The following is a 22,536-nucleotide window of genomic DNA, read 5'->3' on the forward strand; positions in this document are numbered from 1 at the left end:
CAACGATGTTCAGTACACTTAATTGCTATTGGTGGAATGTCAAAGACCTGTCTTCTTTCATAGTCAGAAGGAATGGAAGCTAACGATCTTCCACAATTGGTACATTTGTCAACATGGTGAACAACAACTTCATCAGGATCATCATTCATTCTTAAAGTAGTACCAGGATGACCATTTTGACCACCTGGGGATCTATCGCTCTTTTTTCTCTGACTTTTAACCTTTGGTTTGTTCCGTGAGTAAGAATCAGTAGACGGTGGTTTGCTACTATTGTGACTATTCTTTTCAAGCATCTCTTCCAGATGCTTGACACGTTCTTCAAGCTGTGCAATTTTGAGAGATTGTTGTTCGATGATAATATTTTGTTGTTCAATTATTCCAAGTAATCGAGTTACAAGTTCTACTACTGCTTCTGGACCGGCTTCATAAACTGCAAGTATTTCTTCTCGTTCTATACAAATCTCCTCAGATCTATAGAAGTTCTATAATGAATGTTAGAATGAAGTCCTAATATATTGATTTTTGCTTTTTGTTGGATTGGGGCTGAATAGATACGAAATAGTATTTATAATTTAGACATGGGTTCTATGACATAATTGTTACATTTGTTGCAGGTTCAGACACCAATTCTTCATCAAGGAGAATCACTGAAACTGTCGATTTTTCATTCTTATATGCCATAAAGGTAATTTTATCTCCTTTTTGGGACCATTGAGGAGATATATCAGTGGTGTCATTTGCAGTTAGGACTGTGAGATTTGAACCGTCAGAATTCATTATGGCAATATAAAATGGTGTCCCAACATCCATCCTTTGAAAAGCTATTTTTGTTCCGTCTGGAGACCACTGCGGTGAAGAATCCCAATTCCTATTTGAAAGTGTCAACTGTTTCTTATTAGTACCATCAGCGTCCATTGTCCAGATTGTCTGAGAATAATTTAAAGTAGTGGATTGATAAGTGGAATAGTTTGTTTTATCACGAACACTTTTTGATACGTATACAATTTTTTTCCCATCTGGGGACCAAGCCATTTCATCCTCATTATCGGGGGCAGATGTCAATTGAGTCTTTCCTGAACCGTCATAATTCATCAGCCAGAGGTCATAGTTATCAGATCCTTTTGAGGTATAGAGAATTTTGCTTCCTCCAGGCTGACATCGAAAGTGAGAATCGTTTTTATCGCCTGAAGCCAGTAGTTCTTTATCCGTTCCGTCAGGATCAAGAAGCCAGAGTCGATTAGATCTATCGACCATGAAGATCTTAGTCCCGTTTTGAACCCATTCAAAAGATTTCGCATTTGAAGTCCCTCTTAGTTTTTCCTTGCCTGTTCCGTCGGCGTTTATGATACAGAGATTTTGTTTTAACGGAATTGCGAAATCTCCAATTTTTAATCCTAAAACGGATGTGTAAAGAATCCTGTTCCCGTCTGATGACCAAGGATTTGCAGTACCAAATCCAGATAAAGAAAAAAACCATCCCAATGATTTACCGGATGTGAGCTGTGCTTTATTGCTTCCATCACTATTCATTACATTGATTTTCGTATTACCGATATCTTCCACATCGGTAATTGCAACAAATGCTATCTTTTCTCCGTCATGGGACCATTGAGGAAACCCATTGGATTCTGTTGCATCCGTCAGTTCCACTATCTCATTTGCGACAACAGGCGTTATTGTGACAAATAAAGCAAAAATAATCAAAGCAAAATTTACTTTTACCATATAATCACTAATCTCATCCTACATTAATTCTGCAACTCGCATATGCGTGGTCAGAAAGAGTTAGTCTAATTGGGATCGCATCAAAAAGCCATTTCCACATAGTACATTTAGTGTTCAAATAAACTACGATAGTAATATTGTCGTAAGGATAGGGCAAATCTAATGTGTTTGTACCTTCACCATTACAATAAGATACTTCTGTTTCAGTATCAACATATTGTTGTTCAGGGTCACCCGGATAAGTAAGGACTTGCCAGCTAATAATAATTTTTACTGACATCTCACATGAGGATACGATTGTTTCAGGATCTGCGACATATCCCATTCCTGCTATTCCTGACCAATTAACTTCTACATAATGTGTTCCATCAAACCTTCTATATAATGTAGCCTCATCGATCTCAATTTGCGCATTTTCTCTGACAGAATTACCATCTGGAGTCGAATTGCATGTGCCTAAGATTTCATCAACGTTCCAAGTCCATGATTTGGATACTAAAACGCCATTTTTCTCTGCCTCTACTTTTAGTTCGTGACTTCCAAATACGGCATCATAGTTGTAGGAAATCTCACTGTTTGCTGGCGGATTATTATTTCCTTGGACTAAGTAACCATCAAGTTTCCATCTTACAATAACGTTGCTTTGGTTAACACTTGCTTTGAATGTTCTTACTTCTCCGACATAGTTAGAAACAGGCGATTCTGGGCTTATCAAAGTAATTTGAAGTTCTGGGGTACTTCCACCTCCCATCATTACACCTCCAGATATCCCTCTTGAATCAGGTATTGTGGTAAAATCCAACCGTTGCAAAAGGTCAGATTATCTTCCTGACTGAGTATTTCTCTGGTCGGATGTTTCCGTGTATTCCACCATAGGTCGTAATTGGGAACCCAAAATCTATTGTTGAAGGTTTCATAGAGACAACCGTTTTCTCCCAGAGGAGTTCCAACGGTTTCTTCCTTTATTGTTACATATATGCTACGTAAATTACTCTTAACAGGTGGACGTTGACAATATTTGGCTGCAGTATCGATATAGCATGATGGCTGGTAACATATTACAGGAGTTTTTGCTGGTTGATACAACAATTTAATGCTTTCATCAAGACATGAGCCAATAATCGCAAGATCATATTGTTTATCTCTATAATCCTTCATAAATTTGAAGTATTCATAACCATACCATTTCAAATTTGGAAAGATGTCCCAAAATTCACCCGGAAAAGCACCAACAGCAATTACATTCTTGTCACTTTTTGGAAGTGACATTTTTGGGTCAATGGTATCAAATACAAATTCTTCTACGTGATGAAGAATGAAAGATGTGTCAACACAGGGGGAGTCAATCTTGGAAGGAACTTTCGTGATGATTTTCTGGATGTTCCTGTCGTTAAATTGATCCCAGAATGTCATCAAGGTTGGATGTGTCTCCTCTACAAAATTTTTCCAGCTATCCTTCAATTCATAGGAAATAACTTCATTAATACTTTCAAAAACGTCGATATATGCCGCACCAATCGGGCCATAGGGAATAGTTACTTCAAGGATGTATCTATCATATCCTTTTGGTATCCACTCTTCAAGCGCTTCTTTACTTTTAGTTGCTTCTATCGGGACAGTATAATGGTAACAATTGTTTTCCAGATAAGTTCCAACATCATATTGCCCCTTCATCGTTTGCATACAGGCCACTTTCATACCCATTGAATTGAAGTATTTCTCTAGCAATAGTGCCGTTGTAGTTTTTCCCTGATTATTCAGGGATGCAAGAACATAGATTTGTTTTTCAATTTCATCCATGAAATCACTCTTTATACTAAATTTTAGAATTTAAGTAAAAAAAGAAACGAATATATTTATAATTTGGGATTACACACATTAGTATTTAGGATAACGGAGGACTAACTAGAAATAAGTAACTATTTCCAATACACAAAAAACTTCGTAACTATTCAGCCTAGTTCCCTTCCACCACGCTGATTTCTTCATCTGCACTTAATTCTGCAATAAAGGAATAAGTGAATTCCAATAGAACCTTACTTCCCATTGAATTAGGCACATATTCCAAGTGCATTTAATATCCCCATTTGTTTTTTTGTCCTTTCCATAACAATTTGTTCTCCTTCTGCAAGAAGGAGAATTTTGTTCTTTTCAAGCTGCATGATCAAGTTTTCAACAGAGAACATTTTGTTAAGTTTTGTCTCTTTCATTTCCTTCATCAGCTTCATTCTAATGATCAAAGAAACAAAACAGATGAACAGATACCCTTTGAAAGTACTGTTTTTCTTGACATTGACCGGAGTAAATTCTATTTAATTTTTCAGTGAATAGAATCCTTTCTCAACGATATCCTTGCTTCTGTAAAGCGAAAGACACTCATCCCACTCCAGATTTCCCCTATACAGGAGGATGAATTTTCCCATCATGTTAATTCTTTGTGACACTGCATTCTTCTTTACTGTAATTTCAAACTTGTTATCCTTTATTTTCCTGTCAAATACGAAGCATATCTCTTTGCCACACTAATGAAAACTGTTTTAGGATCCCTCCAATGTCTTAATTCTACCTTCTCAAGCATTTCAAGCGTTGCATGAAGACCTTTGAAAAAACTATTTCTTTCCTGTTGCTCTCGCTTTTGATCGTAATAAGCATAACCTTTTATGTTCAGTTCTCCAATGTTGACGTCGATTTGCATCGTGAAAACAGGTTCGCCTTCGTAGACATTAAGATACCGCGGGTCATATATCGTTTTGTGTATCTCGGACATTTTTTCCTTCACACTTTTAATCGTTTGTGAAGGCGGAACTATGAATGAGAGATTGTTGGATACAAGTGATCATATGTTAACTGTTGAAAAGAATCCTTTGTACATGATCAAAGTATAATCATGAACCCCTTCCTCCTGAAGCTTTTTGATCGTGTTTTTCAAGGTAGTTACATCCGATATGCTTTCAGGATACAGGTCGTACATCACAGGAGTCCCTTTTTCCTTATTCCCAATCATCGAGAAGTTCACTTGTGGCAGTTCAAGATTGTCTCTGTTATAACCATACTCCAGGAGGCTGATCATCTGTGAATAAGTTGAAATGGAGGTGATGTCATAAATGAGAGTGTTGGAAGTGCATACCTCTTTTATCAAGGACCTCGTAAAATCAATATGTATCACACCATTTCCAATAGAGTCCAGAAGGTTTGAGATGGATTGGGAAGATAGAGGCAGTTGTGGATGATCCCTGAAGAGAATAGTACCTTCTCATACCATTCCTCAATATGATCATATGCTAACGGTTTTATTATGTGGTTCATCGCAAGGGTCAGGATCGACCACGCTTGTTTTTCGGTGAAGCTTCTGCTAAGCAGCTAATCAAGTTTAAGTTCCTCAACTATTTTTAAAAGGAGAAAGTACTCTCCATAGGAGAGTACCTTTTCAGGGATGGATATCAATGGTTTCTTTTGAGAGCGGACTTTTACTGGTTGATTATTCACAAGTTTCCCAAGATACTTGCTTTTCTGTCGGATTTTCTTTTGTACAGGATCGTAATAAGGCGTGATCTCATAGAGTATTCGATTCCCTTTATGACTTTGACTCTTGTAAATGGTTTCATTATACATAATAATTAGGCACAGAAGGTAATTACTTTTCGATAGGCTTGGAACTAAAAATGAAGTAAAAAGGAAGAGTTGTGCTTAACTTATTGGGAAGTCAGGATAGACGGTAGTTCCAATAGGGGACGTAATTCATCCACCTGTTCCAGTTCAGAGAACTGGAACTCCCATTAAATCTACTATTTAATGTGAGTTTGAAAACGGTGGTCTTCTTACTCCAAAGTGATAAAACCATTTTTAGTATTTAAGATAACATATGGCATCCCAATGTTAAGTTTTATTAGCTATAAGGATATTAATAGCTCTAAAGTTTGGAAAGAGGCTTAAAAGTGATCAGTCAAATTACAGACTATGGAGGTTATGGCTACGAAATACACAAAAATGGACTTTTTTGGGACACTTATATTTACAAAAAAGAACCCGAGTTCAACTATAAGCTTGTAAACATCATTAGATTCCTAGTCAAACCAAAAAGTGAAATGATTCATGCAACTATTGACCGAACGGTTGCTGATATTGGTGTAGATAATTCCTTATCAACACATCATGTAGCTTGCAAGTATTGAATATGGGCAGGTGAGACATTATGCCTATAATTACTGTATGTAACTTTTTGATCATATCTAAAATATCACTACTATTTGTATCGGTCTTGTTTAAAGCAGTAATATAAAGGAGAGATACTTTGCATTCATTGATTACTAAAAAAGCCATAGACCTGCTTCACGGTACAACAGGAGTTGAAAATGCCTTTCTTCTTGATGAACAGGACATCAAAGAAATAAGACAGCTCGAAGAAAAAGATGAGCAAATGAACTTTCGATATTTTGGAAAAAAGGACAATATCGGTGTCAAAAAAGTCCTTCTGGCAGAGGTGGTAATATCTTTTATTACAAATAAAGAATATGACTGGCCAACAGATAACCTGGAGATCACATACCAAGGAGAGGTCATTGGAAAAGATGTCAGTGATGTATCGGAAATAAACAGATACAAAAATTCAAAAGATCACTGTGTCTATGGAAACATAGTAATTGACTATAAAAAAATGAAGAGATTCAGAAATATAGGCGAACCACCCCTGATGACAATATATGCAAAACCCTGGATAGAAATTGAAAAGATGGACTTCATTTCTGAAGCTTTGATAGCTTCACCTTCAAGATTAACTGATAGTTATATTAAATCAAAGGTCACTTTCAAGAGCGAATTGCACAGTGGTACATTTCTTGCAGGACTTGACCTTAAAAAATAATCCAAGTTATGATTGTGTTTTTGGTAATAATGAAATGTGACAGTACGTTACATGGTAAATATGAGAACCATGATCCTGAATACGAAACTATCAAAATAACTCATGGATGTCCTAAAGACATGCGTTGGGACCCGAAACGTTTTGTATTGAGCATGGTCTGCAATCATGAGGGGAGACCTGCGGAATGTGAGATAAAACTAAGGTATAAGAAAACTATTGAAATCAATGATATAGACTATAAAATAATAGAAATAAAATGGAACCTTAAGGTTCCATTACAACATTAGTTACAAAAATGGTATTTTCCGTATTTACATCAACCAATGCAAATTCAAAAGTTTCGCCGACCATAACCACCTGATCTCCAAGCAGGTAACCTTTTTGGCTAGGAGTGGGTGAATTTTGCCATTCACCAAACTTGTATGTTGCCACTTGTCCAGACTGTAGTGATATTTTGTCCATAGCAGCACTCCGGATCTCCTGATCTGCAGGATAGAATGTGAGATTTTCTTTCGGGAGATATCCGGTCATTTTAGGCAGTCCATGTGATACCAATATTTTAATATCTTCTTTGTATATTACATCCCCCCCCATATGTTTGATAATTATCATTCCATCTGATGCAGAACACGAAACATCAAAAGATGCCTGCGTGGGATCATCCTTGGTTTTCATTCCATTTGCAAAAGAACTTACCGCAGCAGCCAGAATAACTGTTACAACTATCATCAACATTACACCGATGACAGGACTGACAGCAGTATCCGATAGCAATAATTTTCTATTAGCCTTCATGATGACACCACCACATCTTTTGTGAAAATCACCTGGTTAGTCGGAGTGTGAATTATTTTTATTGTAAAAACATCTCCTGGGTGCAAAGTGTCATCTGAAGGATTATCCGGTTCATCACCCCAATCTGCAAACATTGCCTGCATAGCGGTTATATGGCCATCTACATCTGTTATATATGTTCCATCATTTTCATCCCAAACAGCACCTACATAGTTAGCATATTCATCTGCGATTACAGTCATTCCTGGCTCTAACAAGTATTCTCCAAAAAACTGACCTGTTGTTGGGTAATTTCCTAAATTCCAGAAAGGAGATGCTCCGGTGAATGATTTGGTTTTTGTATTGTAAATATTCGGTAATATTTCCCTCGTTTTATACTCACCTTCGGCATTAGGATTGATTGTAACAATTTTCAAATCCTTTGAGGGTATCTTCTCACCTGTAACCATAGTAATGGCAATATAACTCATATTTCCATGAAAGGTAGAGATATCTTTTCTCATCTCTACATCAAAAGAAGCACTGGGAGCTACTTCTGTTCCTCTCAGCATTCCTGTACTGTATGCGCTGACAGCTGCTGCAAGGATGACAGTAACAACGACCATTAGCATCACACCAATCACAGGTGACGCACCGGATGAGTTTTTTGTAAATATATTTGGTCTTTTCATTGATCCACCTCATGGTAATAGTGTAATTTCCTTGTAATAGATGGTCTGTCCGGAATTTGTGTCTATTACAGTTATCCCGAAAGGTTCACCAAGCTCTACTTTTTGAGATATTTCAGACCCGCCAAAAGTAATGTAATCACCTGATGTGGAAGATGTGAAATTCACTTTTGCTTCATCACCGGGATTCAGGAAATTGATATGCGGAGAAAAAGTAACATTATCGGTGTCTACAGACCCCGAAGCAGATGGGTATCCTGATTCAATTTCTATCCTTATGTCTCTCTTGTCGATAGTATCACCACCCATGTGCTCAAGAAGCACATGACCATCCTGAATTGATGCTTTGGCTAGCAATGTTGCCTGAGGTGCCATATCCTGGGATTTCGTACTGTTTGCAAATGAACTGACAGCAGCTGCAAGGATTATTGTAACAACGATCATCAGCATCACTCCGATTACAGGTGAAACTGCTTCTTTATCCGAAAATAATCTACATCGTTCCTGCAATCATACCACCTCTACTTCAGATTCAAACACCGGTTTACTGCTTGGAGTATGAACCAGAGTGACAGTTATGAAATCACCTTTACTGACGTTTTCCCAGACGGAAATAACAGCTTCCAGCCCAGTGTCATGGCCAGATATGTCTGCTTCATCGGATTCAGCGATCATCACCACTCCGGGTTTCAGAACATAGTTCCCAAAATTAACCGCTTCATCTTTCCCGAATTCTCCTATCGCCGGATTGCTCCAGTAAGGGGAAACACAGACTTTACTGGGATTGCCACCATTAACCCAGTTTGTGTTTTCGGAATTAGGATAGACCTCTGTCATATAGAAATCGTTATTATCATCAATATATGAGGTTATGATCTTGAGATCACTTGTATCAATGGAATCTCCGGTAATCTCTTTGATCTTCATAAAAGAGATATTCTCTCCGCCTATATCCACACCTTTTTTTATCTGCACTTCAAACGTTGCAGAAGGTGCTGTCTTTGTGCCACCACCTACAAGTCCTCCGGCATATGAACTGACCGCAGCTGCGAGGATCACAGTGACCACCACCATCAGCATAACACCTATCACAGGTGATGCGGCTGTATTATTACGTAAAAACGTTTTTCGCTGTTTTATATGTCTCATACATACTTCACCTTCTAATATCTATAAAAATAGACAAAATAGTAATTTGTACAAGATGTGGTCTTTATTGCAAGTATTTAAAAGAGAACATTTAGATTAGAAGTGTTATCTAAATAAATAATAATCCGTTTTTTGATTACTCAACAAAAAGAGAGAGAGAAAATATCTCCCTCACTAACCAGTTTAACTTACTTCAGCCCAGAAAACAAGCTTACCTTCCATAGAACCAATGCCTATGAAATCATTTGGAACATGCAGGGATGCCTGCACATCTTCCGTAGTTTCCGATTCAACTACATTTGAATATCCGTCCCATGTTCCAGAATTCAGCATAAGTCCGTCTTCATAAAGGCCTTTTGCAACATCTGTAACCTGTGCTGTTACTTTCGCATCCGTAGCACCTTTGTTCTTAATATGAAGCGTGTGTTCATCACTGATCTCACCCGCTGACAGGGTACCGAAATTCAGTGCTCCCGGGGTTACTTCTATAGAAATGGCAGGAATAATTGTTGCACTGAGGGATACGGCAGTAGCTTCATAGGCATTATACGTATCGTCATCATCTTCTTCATCGCTGACAACAATGTAACCTGTCCTTGTCAAAGCATCACTGTCGCTGCCGTCAGATACAACCAGCTTTACCGTATACGTCCCATTTTCGGTGTAGGTATAAACAGGGTTCTGTTCAGTTGAATCAATTATACCATCATAATCGAAATCCCACTGCCATGAAGTGATGCTTCCCGTAGAAAGATCAGTGAATTTTACAGAAAGCGGCGCCTGACCTGAAGTATCATTCACTGTAAAATCTGCATCTAATGTCGAACCGCTGCCACTTGTAACAGATATGTAATCGCCTTTTGTTACAGAGTCACTGTTGCCGTTACCATAAGCTGTCAGTTTGACGGTGTAATCTCCTAAACTGGTATATGTATGAACCGGATTCTGCTCAGTGGAATCAACAGTTCCATCTCCGTCAAAATCCCATTCCCAGGATACTGCACCGCTGGTTGTATCTGTGAATTTGACAGTTAAGGGTGCATTTCCAGAAGTCGCATTTGCAGAAAAACCAGCATCCAATGAAACTGTAATATAATCTGTTTTAGTTTCAGTAACACTACTGTCTCCATCTGATGCTGTTAGTTTTACTGTGTATACACCAGCCTCTGCATAGGTATATTCCGGATTTTGTTCGGTCGAATCAATAACTCCATCTTCATCAAAATCCCATTGCCAGGATGTTGCAGCAATAGAAATATCTGTAAACTTTACTGCCAGAGGTGCATCACCTGATGTAACATTAGAAGTGAAATCAGCAACTACATCGACAACTGTGATCTGGGAATCACCTGTTGTGCTAATTTCGTCAATTTCAAATGCTGTTGCACTTCCCGATAAATTGTAAACACCTGCTTCAGTACCTTCAGGCACAGTAAGATCATATATCACCGTTTTTTGGTTACCCTGATTCATCTTACTTGACCATATCCATTCAGTTGTTTCTTCCTTATAGGTTCCACTATCAGATACTTCTGTCAATTCCCAGCCGGATGGAAGTTCCTCCTGAATTGCAGGAGCCTCCATATACTGATTAGCTGTCAATGCAAGCGTAACTCTTACCGTATCGCCTGCACATACCTCAGTATCTGATATCGTTCTGATAACCGTAAATTCTCCTGCAGCCATAGCAGGCATTGCAAGCATAGCTAGCAAAAAGAATGAAATCATAAGGACTGAAAAAATTCTTTTTGAGTTGTTGTAGTTCATATTTTCTCCTCAAACATTTCCATATCTACTTAGTTTTCTAACCATTCATGAATAACTTCTTGTAATCTGTCAGTTGTCAACATGTCTCCTGAGTCTGTTATTGGAACATCATTTAACCAACAGTGAATAGCATCCTGAAGTTCATCAGTAGTTATCTTAACCCCATCTTCTGAATCGGGGTCATCCCAGATGTTCCACTCATCATCGTTTTCTTCAGTAACTTCGATATAGGCATCTTTGACCTCTGTATCAGTTCCTTCATCGTTTGTTACTTTCAGAGAAACAGTATATTCCCCGGTAGATTCATACACATGAACCGGGTTTTGCTCAGTGGAATCTATAACGCCATCATTGTCGAAATCCCACTGCCATCCTGTAATATTGTCTGCTGACATATCTGTGAAAGATACGGTCAGAGGAACATTTCCTGAAGAAACATTACCTGTAAATTCAGCGTGCGGACCTGAGATGGATCCGTAAGCATACACTTTACCATCATTTCCAACAGTATACAGGATACCTTCGGAAATAGCAGGGCTGGCACCTCCGCCTGAAGAACTCCATAACTGGTTTCCAGTGTACGCATCAAAAGCATAAATTGCACTGTAGCTGTACATGGTGGAATCTATCTTTCCAACATAGCATTTATCATCAGCTACCACAGGAGAACAGGTCCAGGCACCTATTCCGCTGTAACTTGCGGTTATATTCCAGAGTTCATCACCTGTTACAGCATCAAAACAGTATGTCTGCAATTTACTATAGCCGGGACAACCACCGCAAACATAGACGTTCCCATATGCAACAGCAGGACATGAGTCTGTCCTTTGTATGGTCTTTCTCCAGAGAATCGTGCCATCATACTTGTCTACAGCATAGATATCCCCGGTACCAACCCAGTTATACGTTGTAAAATACAGAATGTCATTGTAAACACTTGCAGTTCCGGACGTATCGTGTCCTGAAGGAGTACTGATATGCCATATCTCGTCACCGGTTTCAGCGTCTACACAGTATACATCACCCGACAATTCAAATTTACAACTTGTAAGATAAACCATGCCATCGGAGTAGGCCGGGGTACCCATTGCAAGACCGTTTACGGTTTTTGTCCAGACAGATGTGCCGTTCTCTGCATATGTGCAATAATAACGGTAACCGTCATAATCTCCCACATATCTTTTGCCGTTAACAATAAGATCCCCGCCGTTAACGGAATCAGATCTTCCACAATAGACATTTCCGTCATAGTAACAGGGAGAAGTCCACGAACCCCAGGCTGTGCATCCGTTTCCGAATGTGCCGATAGTTTCTCCAGTATACATATCAAGGCCTGTTACAGAAGAACCATCATCTCCTGAAGATGACATGACGGAATCACCACAATTCACAAAAACTGTGCCTTCTGCAATTACCGGAGAAGAACTCCCTACTGCATTGATGTCATCACTAACCCATAGAAGAGTTGCATCATCAGGGCCATCACCTGGATAGTAGCCAGTATGTTGCTCATCTTTGTGGAACTGGAACCAATTCTCATCGACTTCAATAGTTTCAGAAGTAAGAGTTGCTGAGATTTCATTATTAGACTCAAGTGTTTCCACGACACTGCCTTCAATATCAACAACTGCGTTCAAAGTGATAGCTCCTGCCGGAGGCAGCAGTGTGAATGAAGCCTGAGCACTACTACCCGCTGCTAGGTATGGAATGACTTCTTCCCCAAGAGAATCGGTACCATGATAAAGGATTACTTTAAAGGCATCTGCATCCGTTTCGCCGATATTGGACACGTTTACTCTTATTCTGTTTGGCTGATCAGCTACCAATGAAACCGGATACAAAGAATCTACCTTCAGATCTGCAGATTCTGAGGACATGTCAATGTAAGTCTCAAAAGTACTTGCCAGAGGATATGAATCAGTACCTGCTCCATAGGAGACAGTATACGGACTCTCAAGAATGCCATCGCCATTTACATCTGAACCGCTGTCTTCACCCCAATAATTACCCAGATGGCTTAACCATGATCTATCATTGTAGGTATAAGCCACAAATTCTGGAGAGTTCCATTCAATGGAAGGAGGATTGGTAGCTATTATGTTTTCATCATTATCTATGAAGTCATTAAGATAGATCTGATTCCCGCGGCCTGCACTCCCGATGTATATGCCGTATTTGTTCTGCCGGAAAACATTGTTGCATACTACATTCTTATCACTGTTCGTATAAAGTGATAGACCGGCACAACTGTTGTTAATAAAAGTATTCCCACTGTAAGTACACTCATCACCCAGTCCATAAACTGCAAAATCGGTTCCTGTGCAATTTGAAACAACATTATCGGTGAAAACAGTATTATCTTCTTTGATGTAGATGCCCGTTCTGTACGTAAGCCCGTCAAATATGCATTTGCGTATCTCACAACCCGATGCCTTTACTTCAACACCTTTAGGACTGTTAATTATAGATACGCCTTTAAGAACACAATCTTTCGCGCTCATTTTTAAGTTTGAGCCTGAAAGATTAAATGTAACTTCATTAGCATTTTTTCCTATCAGAGACAAACCATTCTTGGTGAGAGACACCGCAACGGTATAATTACCAGGGTTGAGGTAAATGATGTCATTTTCATTAGCTTCCGATAGTGCTTCTGAGAGAGTGGAATCATTAATCGCTGACCAGATAGTTGCACCTGACGGAGTGATAAGTGCTAAAAAAATAAATATAGATGAAATTAGAAGTAATGTCCGCATTAACAAATCTCCATTGATAATCCATTTAATTACGATGATGCCTGGAATCCCCACCACATGATTTGAGGGAAGTTTTAGGTCATAAATTCAATTTATGTGACTATAGCTTCCTCTCTATTCTGTATTCTTTTATTTATACAGAAATCTGAATTATATTTAAACAAATACATTTAATCAATTCAGCATTAAGCTGCCTTTCATAATTTTAGTATAGTGTTTAATTTAGTGTTAGTGACTTTTTCAGATCAATAACTACCTGTGCAAACTGGGCATATATAAGTGTCAATTTATAAGTTACAGTTGGTATCTAAAAAGCTTATATCATTCAGCCAAATAGCGTAGCTTAATTTTAATGGAGTTTAGTATTAAAACGAATAAGTGTTAGTTAAATATAAACATTAATAAGCTAAAATAATATGTATAGTGAGTGAAATGTAATCCTGGATCATAGATTCTACCAGGATTACTTGTATAAGAGGTTAAACAAATGAAAACAGAAACAATCGTAAGTATATTTGTAGTTGCACTTCTAAGTGCAATGATGATTGGTACTGCAGCAGCAGAGCCAGCGGTAATCTTTGACGGAAGTATTGGATTATATGATGGTACATTTACTTTTGTGCCCGGTAACAACCCTTCAACTAGTTACAGTGTTGACATGATGACGGCCATGGGCGCTCTTGATGCAGCTTCAAATGGCATGGGTGAAGGATTTGAATATAATGCATCTGATGCATATTACGCGGCATATGGCTCTTTCTTGCTTGAAAGCATTAGCGGTATAGAAAATGAGTGGGATACACAAACCAACTCAGGAACATCATGGTTCATTTACGTGAATGATGAGATGACAAACTATGGCCTTGGTCTGAATGATATCGAAATTGGAGATAGGGTGACTTACCTTTACGCTCCGTATGAATACACAGAATCATGGGAAATGATTGTGGACAATGAAAATGCAAGCTACGTTGTCAACATACTTGTAGAAGATTCTGTAGCAATCTTTGACGGAAAACTTGCAGTAGAGGACGGTACATTCATTTTTGTGCCATGTAACAATCCTTCAGCCAGCTATGATGTTGACACAATGACAGCTATGGGTGTGCTTAACACAGCTGCAGAAGAAGAAGACTTCACCTATTGTGCCTCTGATCTATATTACGCAGCTTATGGCTCTTTCTTACTTGAAAGCATTGAAGGAGTCGAAAATCAGTGGGATACAGTCACCAATTCAGGAACATCGTGGTTCATTTACGTGAATGATGAGATGACAAACTATGGCCTCAGCCTGAATGATATCGAAGTTGGCGACCAGGTAACATACATTTATGCTCCATATGAATACACAGAATCATGGGAAATGATTGTGGACAATGAAAATACAACCTACATTCTTGACATGGATGTCAGATCAGCAGACCCTGTGGTAAATGTCGAAAACATGCAGGACTATATCGATGGAACGGATGCTCCTGCATGCACAAAGAATATCCTTACCACAAGACTTGACAGCGTAATTTACTCTCTGGACCACGACCACGACAGGATAGCTGTCATCAAGCTCCGGAGTTTCATGAACGCTGTCGACAGACATGAAGAATGGGGCAACCTGACTTCTGAAGAAGCAGATTACCTTAGGACAGAAGCTGATTTCGTCATCGAACAGATACAGGACTAAGAAGGATAATTATCCTTCTTTTTTTAAAGACTAATAAAGGGGCTCCATATGTCATCGGTTAAGAAGATAATTATCCATGTTATCTTAATTTCTTTAACAGTTTTCAAGAATTCGAACCAATTATATGCAGGAATATGGTGTTGATTTTATGAAAATTGACCATAATTTCCGCCAGACATTTGGTATAAAATCGATAGCAAACAGGCAAAAAATCTTCTTAACCAAAGACCAATGAAATGAGTCTGTAGAATTCCTGTTTATGTGAGTGAAAGAAACTTTCTGCAGATGTCTAGAGAAAAACGGATATTTTTCGTTAGCGTAGATTTACGCATACTTATATCAAATAAAAGTAGCATTAAGTGATACTTTTTAATTTAATTGTATTATAATTGAGTGATAAATAATTGCAATCCATATAATTGGCGAAATTCGAGGACATCTGCGGAATATAAGGTGAAAGAAACTTTGCTCTTTTTTATTTCCACAAAAACAACCTGCAAACTAAAAACAAAGTAAGCATCCGCCGAAGGCGGCACATTCTGATGCTGCTGTACAGAACAAAATCCCACAGATAATTGAATTCATAGTGAGAATTTTATAAAAGTCGGGAGGAAAAAGTACAAGGTATTATGCAGATTATTTTGTTTAGTCTTGTTGGAAAACGCCGGGCTTCGCCGGACCCGTCGGGATTACTCACGTTATTCATGACCTACGATAGATCCGTTATGCAAACAGATAATAACGCAACTATCCATCGCATATGGCACATTCATCCACTGCTGTACCAGAAGATTGTTACATCCATTTCAGTTTTCAGATACCGGACAAAACGGCCTACTTTCCTTAAAGTTTAATGGCAGGATTTCTACAGAGCCAAATATTGCCCTTTTGAATTAGAGATGTATTCTACACAGAATGTTAGCGATTTTGATAAGGAATTGCTAAATTTATCGTGCATATTCATGCCACTGTGTAGAAGCTTCAATTTTTCTATTGTATTAAAAAAGAAATGGCAGCAAAACTGTAGTAAAACTGTAGTATTACTGCCATACAGTTCAATCAAGTGTTCAGCCAGTTATGTATTAGTTCCTGCAGGCGGTCTGTGGATATGAGTGAACCGGTGACTGGTGCCGGTTCATCGTTAAGCCAGACGTGGATTGCCTCCTGCAACTCATCGGTGGTTATAGCTTCGCCACCGTCGGACACTGGGTCGTCCCAGTAATTCCATTCGGCCAGTCCGAATACATATCCTTTGTCATTGCCGTAGAACAGACGGCCGTCTTTAATGGAAACACCGTGGAGCGTATATTCATTTTTTTCTTCAGGTGGCTCATAAGTCCAGCTGACATCCGGTTCCGTATTACCAGTGAAATCTCTCAGACAGTAGACAGTTCCATTTTGCATATTGGTTGTGAAGTAAATATATATCTCCCCATCACCGTCATCATAGGCAGTGGAAATCGCAGGTGAAGCCTGAACACCACCATTGGGAGTGTAATACCATATTTCGGAAAGATCGGAAGCATCAAGGCAATAGAAGTTGCCTCCGGGACCGTACTTGCCGGTCCCTACGTAGACCCTGCCATTGTATACGGCAGGTGTACTGGTGCCTGAAGCCAGCTTTATTTTGTGCACATCTGAAGTATCGAATTTTCCGTTCTCATTGATCTTCAAAGATAAACAGTAACCGTCTTCTGTCAAAGTGTAAATCCGCCTGGTATCAGGATCGAAGGATATGCCGCATCGTATATCTGTACGTGATCCGGTAGCGATGTCAAAAACTTCCTTGTAATTGATCTCATCAACCACATAACCTTCATATTTGTTTACAGAGCGTATGTTGCCATCGTCTCCGGCATAGACAACATAGTTATTGATAATTGCTGCTGCTGCCCAGTAGTAACCAGTTCCTTCCTCAGCCGGAAGAGACCAGCGCTCCGTACCATCTTCATTGTAACAATAGTATTTACGGCTGGTTTCGCCAACCGCGTACCATTCACCAAAATAGATTCTTCCACCGTCATAGGTCAATGCTGTGTTCAGCTGTACCAAATCAGGATTTTCGGTACTGATGCTTACGTTCCAGATTTCCTCACCCGTGAGCGCATCGAAAGAATATAATTGTCCGAAAGCACCCACAAACAAGTTGCCGTTCCCATAGGCACATGTGCCAAGTGGAGCTGTTACTCCTTCGACGATGTCACTTGTCCAGTTAATATCACCTGTGTTCCTGTCAAGTGCAAAGACCTTACCCTGGGTAACCGCATAAGCCAGATCCCCTACAACCAGGACTTCGGAATCAATTCCATAGGCGCCGGCTACACCATTGGTATAGGTAGCCCAGGATTCCGTATCATCTGGTTGTTGCACGGGACCCCTGTCAGTTGTTATACCGCTATTATAGAGATCTTTCTGGAAAAGTGGCCAGTCAGTGGATGTGAATTTTGGTTCACCCAACACTTTGACATCCGTATCCCCTGAAACGCTGTACACATAATCCACTACCGGGAACACATCCCCGCTAGCGGCTATCAAACCCGAAATGAGATAATCGCCACCACCTTCGTCGGCAGGGACTGTTATATTGTATATTATGGTTTTTGTTTCCCCTGAATATATATAGTCAAGCCCGGCAAGCCATGAAATCTCATTTGAATTGAAAGACCAGCCATCGTTTTGTACCTTCTCGACAACCCAGCCACTCGGAACATCTTCGTCAAGAGCGCCAGATATCATGTCTTCATCACCGCATGTAATGACAACCGTGACCTGAAAAGTCTCTCCCGGTTCTACGGAATCTGCCGTTATTGTCCTGACAGCAGTAATCTTATCGGCCTGCGCTGCAGATGTCAGCATGATAAAAGTGAAGAGCATAATTACAAGTAATGTACATAATTTTCTGAGTTTCATAGGGTACCACCGGTTTTATCTGTTCAAAATCCAGGAATCAGGTGCATTTACAACCGGTTATTTTTCCTTGTATATAAACACATGAATCGACCTTACAGATATATACAAAAAAGATAACAATAATACAGAAACCAAATCTTCCATTTTACTCAAAACTTTGATCGAATTACCGTAGAAAAAAAAGAAGAATAAACACCCGCTGCCGGGCGTTTATTCAGAATGTTTTACTAAGTTCACATGGGCGCGCTGAACTTCCAGTATACTATCATATTCCGTATTTCTGAAAGAGAGACTACATGCCCTGTACCCGGACCTGGTGCACTGAACTTCCAGTAGACTATGGCGTTGCGAATCTCCGCAAGTGTGATGACCTGTCCGCCCGGGGAATTCATATCATTCCAGTCGTTCCAGTCACCACCGATGCAGTAAAGGTACCCTGCATCAGTCCCATAGTAGACATTTCCATCTGACAGTGCAACACCCTGCAGCACATATTGGTCATCGCCGGAAGGATTGTACTCCCAGATGAGCGATCCGGTTGTGTTGATACAGTACAGTGAACCGTTCACTGTCTGGGTCGTAAAGTAAAGAAGCGGATCGTCAGCATCAAATGTAGAGAGCACAGGTGAAGACTTCACACCACCATCCGTGACAAAAGACCATTCGATCTGCCCGTCTGCATCATTGACACAGACAAAAGCACCTTCGTCACCGTGCTCACCTGTACCAACATACACCTTACCATCATAGACCACTGGTGTGGAAGTACTGAAACCTATCATGCTGCTCCAGCCATTATCCGTGAAAGTGCCAGTGGAATTATCGTAACTGACCTTCCAGAGGTATCCCTCGTCATTACCCTTATCAGAAGTGCAGTAAACGTACCCATCCTGGTAGACCAGTGAAGAGCGCAGCCTGCCCGGGGCGGCAACGGCAAACTCAGGGTCAATACTCAGGTCCATCTCATCAGCCACGGTTCCGTTTGCCGTGTACAGACTTACAAGAATACCTTCCTGTACCGGATAGATGACATAGTCTCCCACCACTGCAGCACCGGCCCAGATGAAACCTGCGGAGTCGTTGTGAGCATGCCTCCATATCTCATTACCCATGTCATCAAAGCAGTACATATATTTCGTACCTTCCGACGGACCCAGCCCATCAGCCACGTAAATCCTGTGATCATGGTATGTCACGGGTGTTTCAAAACCTTCGTCAGTGACTTCACGCTTCCACACTTGTTCACCTGTATTTGCATTAAAAGCGTAGAGATCGCCTCCGTTGGTGGCTACGTAAATCTCTTCTGCCACTGTGCCCCTGTCATCAGGATAGTAAGCATAACCATATGCAGGAGTGGAAGTCTGCAGCGTACTCGTTTCTACTTCAACTGACCATATGTATGTACCGTTATACTTTTCATAACAACCCAGGATTCCACCGGAAGATAATGCATATGTACGATTTCCTGCAATGATAGGTACGACGTCAACCCCCCCGGTGAAGCTGCTTACGTCCCATATTAGTACCGGTTCATCATCACTGGGTCCGTAATTTGCTTTTGCCCCCACGTTCACACTGTTTTGATGGAACTGCTGCCAGTCTCCGATTTCAGGATCAGGAAGAGTTAACTCTTTACCACGCATCCAAATATCAGCTACGTTGTTTGACTCACCACCGGACACTCCCGTGACTTCAGGTGTATCATCGTCGATGTCGACTGTTACGTAAACATGGTGTATAACATCACTAATAGTGTATTCTTTAAAGTAGATGGTATAATTTTCACCAGGTTCTATCGCCGGGATCTCAATTACCTGTTCAGGAATGTTAATGGTCGCCACGTTTACAGAACACGGGTTAGAAGTCTTGTAGCCCTGGTTCTCTATGACTACTGGCACACCATACTCCTGCCCCTTATAGCAATACATATTATATGCCTGTGGCACAAGATCCGCATCTGCATCAATAACCGTTATCACCTGGGTTTTCTGGTTATTTGAAAGATCGATATCTGTTCCGGTGAATCCTGCAGTTATGGTAATGTCGTAGTCCTTTTCTTCAGTGGGCGTCCATGGGAACTCAACGCTTTCGTAATGTCCTCCGGCAACACTGACTGTAGTGCTGTCTGTCAGAGAACCGTCGATGAGCAGGGAAATCGTAACGTCACCTGCATAAGAGCTGCCATCGTTTGCTACAGTAGCAGTAATGGTATTTTCGTGATTGTAGTATGGTGTAGCACTGACAGCGGCCACGTTGAGGTCCACCGTATCAGTACCTCCACCGTAACAGTACACTTTACCGTCATCGTCTATGGTAAATACCTTACCGTCAGCAACAGCAGGTGAGGCACCTCCTTCTGATCCTTTCCAGAGAAGTTCACCCGTATAAGCATCCATAGCAAAGAGGTACTCAAATCCGAAACGCATACCTGTCCCGGATGCTACTTCCCTGCCTGCGAAAACCTTACCGTCAGCAACAGCAACCGAGTTAGTCCATGCCCCGATCTTTAAACCCGCTTCAGTTTCCCATACCAGGTCACCTGTGGCCCCGTCAAAACAGTACACCTGCCCGGCCTGGTACCCGCCGGCAACATAGACATTGCCATAGGCAGTACTTATTGTGCCGTCTGTGACTTTTATTGCATCATCCTTACCCCAGATGATAGCACCCGTCTCAGCGTTAAGGGCATATATGTCTCCGCCCTCCCCGTCATAGAAATCATAGGTTGCAACATAGACTATCCCGTCAGCAACAGCAGCACTGCCCCACAAACCATTTTCAAAATCGCATCTCCAGTACTCATGGCTCAGGTCGTCTGCATCTACACAGTACAGGTATCCTTCACGAAGTACATCGCTTTCATTGTAATACTGGTAGCTTACGCTCGTAAGGTAAAGTTTTCCGTCGTAATAAGCAGGAGTACCCTGTGCACGCGGACCCTGCGGACCACTTTTGAAAACCTCAAAACTTCCCAGCAATGCACCTGTTGTTTCATCGTATGAGTAATAGTGTGCACCCTGCCAGTCGTTGACAAAGACCTTACCGTCAGCAACAGTAGGACTTCCATCACATGAAGCCTGTGAGCTAGGCATTTTATCCCATAACACAGCATGGGTTGAGGCATCAAAGCAGGTGATGTTTGTTCCCATGGACACGAAGACCTTACCGTCATCGTACACAGGGGATGCCCATGAGCCCCATTGCTGGGCATCTACCTCTTCGCTCCATAAGACATTACCTGTATCTATATCAAGAGCCTTCAGGCTGGAAACCTCCCCATCGACACAGTTAACAAAAACCATATCCTCTGCTATCACCGGTGAAGATGAAGCAATGGCTGAGATAGCGGGACTGCTCCACAGGATGTTATTATTATCCGGTGCAGTGGATGATGTGTTTCCTGTGTTCGCTGCATCCCTGTGGAACTGATGCCAGGTACCGTCTGTGTTTTCTTCTGCCACAGCCGGTGAAATGATCATAAACAAGCTAAGGAAAAGAATCGGAATGATCCATTTTTCTTTCATTAATAACCTCCAATGAATTAAAATCCAGAATTAACATCCAACCACCAATTGGTGGAATGAAATTAGCAATTGGTTTGAAGGTCATGCATATAAACATCGAATATAAGATAACAATAGTTATCTTAAATGATAATATACTGAATTGCAGTGATGGCTTGGCATGCCAGCAAAATAATTATGTATGCGGTACAAAATTTAGGGATATTCAGGCTCTGTAGAAATCCTGCCATTAAACTCTAAGGAAGTTTGTAAACTGATTAATCGTAATCCATGGATAACTTGAGTTATCCCGAAGAGTCCGGCAAAGCCGGCGTTTTCCCACAAGAAAAAACAAAATAACTTTCATAATACCTAGAATACTTTCTTCGCAGGGCTTCTGTAGAATTCTCTGTATAAATGCAATGGTCTTTGCAATAATCTTCTATGCAGAAGTATAGGAATGTGCCGCCTTCGGCGGATGCTTACTTTGTTTTGATTCCAGCAGAAAAAAAGAAGAATAAACACCCGTTATCGGGCATTTATTCAGAATGTTTTACTAACTTGTTTATGCGTCTGCACCCTCAGGACACTCGGTGTTCTGGACCCAGTAGTGCACCAGAAGCTGGAGCCTGTTAGTTGTTACAGGTTCACCGGTTGTCGGAGTATTCAGATCATTGAGCCAGCAGTTGATGGCTGCCTGTAGTTCACTGGTTGTGATGTAAGC

The 22,536-nt window shown here is 40.5% G+C and carries 16 protein-coding genes and 1 pseudogene; 4 read left to right on the forward strand and 13 right to left on the reverse strand.

The features are described 5' to 3' along the window. The 5 genes and pseudogenes from BB781_RS16160 to BB781_RS10315 all read right to left on the reverse strand — a co-directional run. Nucleotides 1–461, reverse strand: a 461-nt coding sequence (locus BB781_RS16160; RefSeq protein ID WP_242492619.1) for a DUF6444 domain-containing protein, incomplete at its 3' end; no start/stop codon positions are given. 124 nt (nucleotides 462–585) lie between these two features. After that, entirely contained in the window at nucleotides 586–1,725 is a 1,140-nt protein-coding gene (locus tag BB781_RS10300; RefSeq protein ID WP_094228410.1) for a TolB family protein, read from the reverse strand. 13 nt (nucleotides 1,726–1,738) lie between these two features. After that, entirely contained in the window at nucleotides 1,739–2,479 is a 741-nt protein-coding gene (locus BB781_RS10305) for a hypothetical protein (RefSeq protein ID WP_129582687.1), read from the reverse strand. After that, a complete protein-coding gene (locus tag BB781_RS10310; protein ID WP_094228412.1) occupies nucleotides 2,479–3,525 on the reverse strand; it encodes a hypothetical protein in 1,047 nt (348 codons plus the stop codon). The genes BB781_RS10305 and BB781_RS10310 overlap by 1 nt, the downstream gene beginning before the upstream one ends. 251 nt (nucleotides 3,526–3,776) lie before the next feature. Continuing rightward, nucleotides 3,777–5,330: pseudogene (locus BB781_RS10315) on the reverse strand (IS1634 family transposase). 686 nt (nucleotides 5,331–6,016) lie between these two features. On the opposite strand from BB781_RS10315, the gene BB781_RS10325 reads away from it, so the two are divergent. Continuing rightward, on the forward strand, nucleotides 6,017–6,586 hold the full coding sequence (locus BB781_RS10325) for a hypothetical protein (protein ID WP_094228414.1): 570 nt from the start codon (nucleotides 6,017–6,019) through the stop codon (nucleotides 6,584–6,586). A gap of 29 nt (nucleotides 6,587–6,615) precedes the next feature. Further along, nucleotides 6,616–6,873: a hypothetical protein gene (locus tag BB781_RS10330; protein ID WP_129582688.1), complete on the forward strand. Its 258-nt coding sequence runs from the start codon at nucleotides 6,616–6,618 to the stop codon at nucleotides 6,871–6,873. On the opposite strand, the gene BB781_RS10335 is transcribed toward BB781_RS10330, so the two are convergent. The 6 genes from BB781_RS10335 to BB781_RS10360 all read right to left on the reverse strand — a co-directional run bounded on the left by BB781_RS10335 (nucleotide 6,851) and on the right by BB781_RS10360 (nucleotide 13,718). Further along, nucleotides 6,851–7,381 (reverse strand): type IV pilin, encoded by a 531-nt coding sequence (locus tag BB781_RS10335; RefSeq protein ID WP_094228416.1) that lies wholly within the window; start codon nucleotides 7,379–7,381, stop codon nucleotides 6,851–6,853. The two genes, BB781_RS10330 and BB781_RS10335, sit on opposite strands and share 23 nt — an antisense overlap. Then, nucleotides 7,378–8,052, reverse strand: coding sequence for a type IV pilin N-terminal domain-containing protein (locus tag BB781_RS10340; protein WP_094228417.1), 675 nt, complete (start codon nucleotides 8,050–8,052; stop codon nucleotides 7,378–7,380). The genes BB781_RS10335 and BB781_RS10340 overlap by 4 nt, the downstream gene beginning before the upstream one ends. A gap of 9 nt (nucleotides 8,053–8,061) precedes the next feature. Beyond that, nucleotides 8,062–8,559, reverse strand: coding sequence for a type IV pilin (locus BB781_RS10345; RefSeq protein ID WP_129582689.1), 498 nt, complete (start codon nucleotides 8,557–8,559; stop codon nucleotides 8,062–8,064). Next, nucleotides 8,560–9,198, reverse strand: a complete 639-nt coding sequence (locus tag BB781_RS10350; protein WP_094228418.1) for a type IV pilin — start codon at nucleotides 9,196–9,198, stop codon at nucleotides 8,560–8,562. Nucleotides 9,199–9,381: 183 nt separating this feature from the next. Then, nucleotides 9,382–10,965, reverse strand: a complete 1,584-nt coding sequence (locus BB781_RS10355) for a PKD domain-containing protein (protein ID WP_094228419.1) — start codon at nucleotides 10,963–10,965, stop codon at nucleotides 9,382–9,384. Nucleotides 10,966–10,994: 29 nt separating this feature from the next. Beyond that, complete coding sequence (locus BB781_RS10360) at nucleotides 10,995–13,718, reverse strand: outer membrane protein assembly factor BamB family protein (RefSeq protein ID WP_094228420.1); 2,724 nt, start codon at nucleotides 13,716–13,718, stop codon at nucleotides 10,995–10,997. A 487-nt stretch (nucleotides 13,719–14,205) separates the two neighbouring features. On the opposite strand from BB781_RS10360, the gene BB781_RS10365 reads away from it, so the two are divergent. Continuing rightward, nucleotides 14,206–15,399 carry a DUF4430 domain-containing protein gene (locus tag BB781_RS10365; protein WP_094228421.1) on the forward strand — a complete coding sequence of 398 codons (1,194 nt, stop codon included), beginning with the start codon at nucleotides 14,206–14,208 and terminating at the stop codon, nucleotides 15,397–15,399. A 1,059-nt stretch (nucleotides 15,400–16,458) separates the two neighbouring features. On the opposite strand, the gene BB781_RS10370 is transcribed toward BB781_RS10365, so the two are convergent. Both BB781_RS10370 and BB781_RS10375 read right to left on the reverse strand, forming a co-directional pair. Then, complete coding sequence (locus BB781_RS10370; RefSeq protein WP_094228422.1) at nucleotides 16,459–18,309, reverse strand: outer membrane protein assembly factor BamB family protein; 1,851 nt, start codon at nucleotides 18,307–18,309, stop codon at nucleotides 16,459–16,461. Between the two features lie 233 nt (nucleotides 18,310–18,542). Next, nucleotides 18,543–21,833, reverse strand: a complete 3,291-nt coding sequence (locus tag BB781_RS10375; RefSeq protein ID WP_094228423.1) for an outer membrane protein assembly factor BamB family protein — start codon at nucleotides 21,831–21,833, stop codon at nucleotides 18,543–18,545. Between the two features lie 56 nt (nucleotides 21,834–21,889). On the opposite strand from BB781_RS10375, the gene BB781_RS15740 reads away from it, so the two are divergent. Further along, the gene (locus BB781_RS15740; RefSeq protein ID WP_164997844.1) at nucleotides 21,890–22,051 is read left to right on the forward strand and encodes a hypothetical protein; all 162 of its coding nucleotides are present in this window, start codon (nucleotides 21,890–21,892) and stop codon (nucleotides 22,049–22,051) included. The last annotated feature ends 485 nt before the right edge of the window (nucleotides 22,052–22,536 follow it).

Origin of the sequence: Methanolobus psychrotolerans (genome assembly GCF_002243045.1) — an archaeon.
Lineage (GTDB): Archaea > Halobacteriota > Methanosarcinia > Methanosarcinales > Methanosarcinaceae > Methanolobus > Methanolobus psychrotolerans.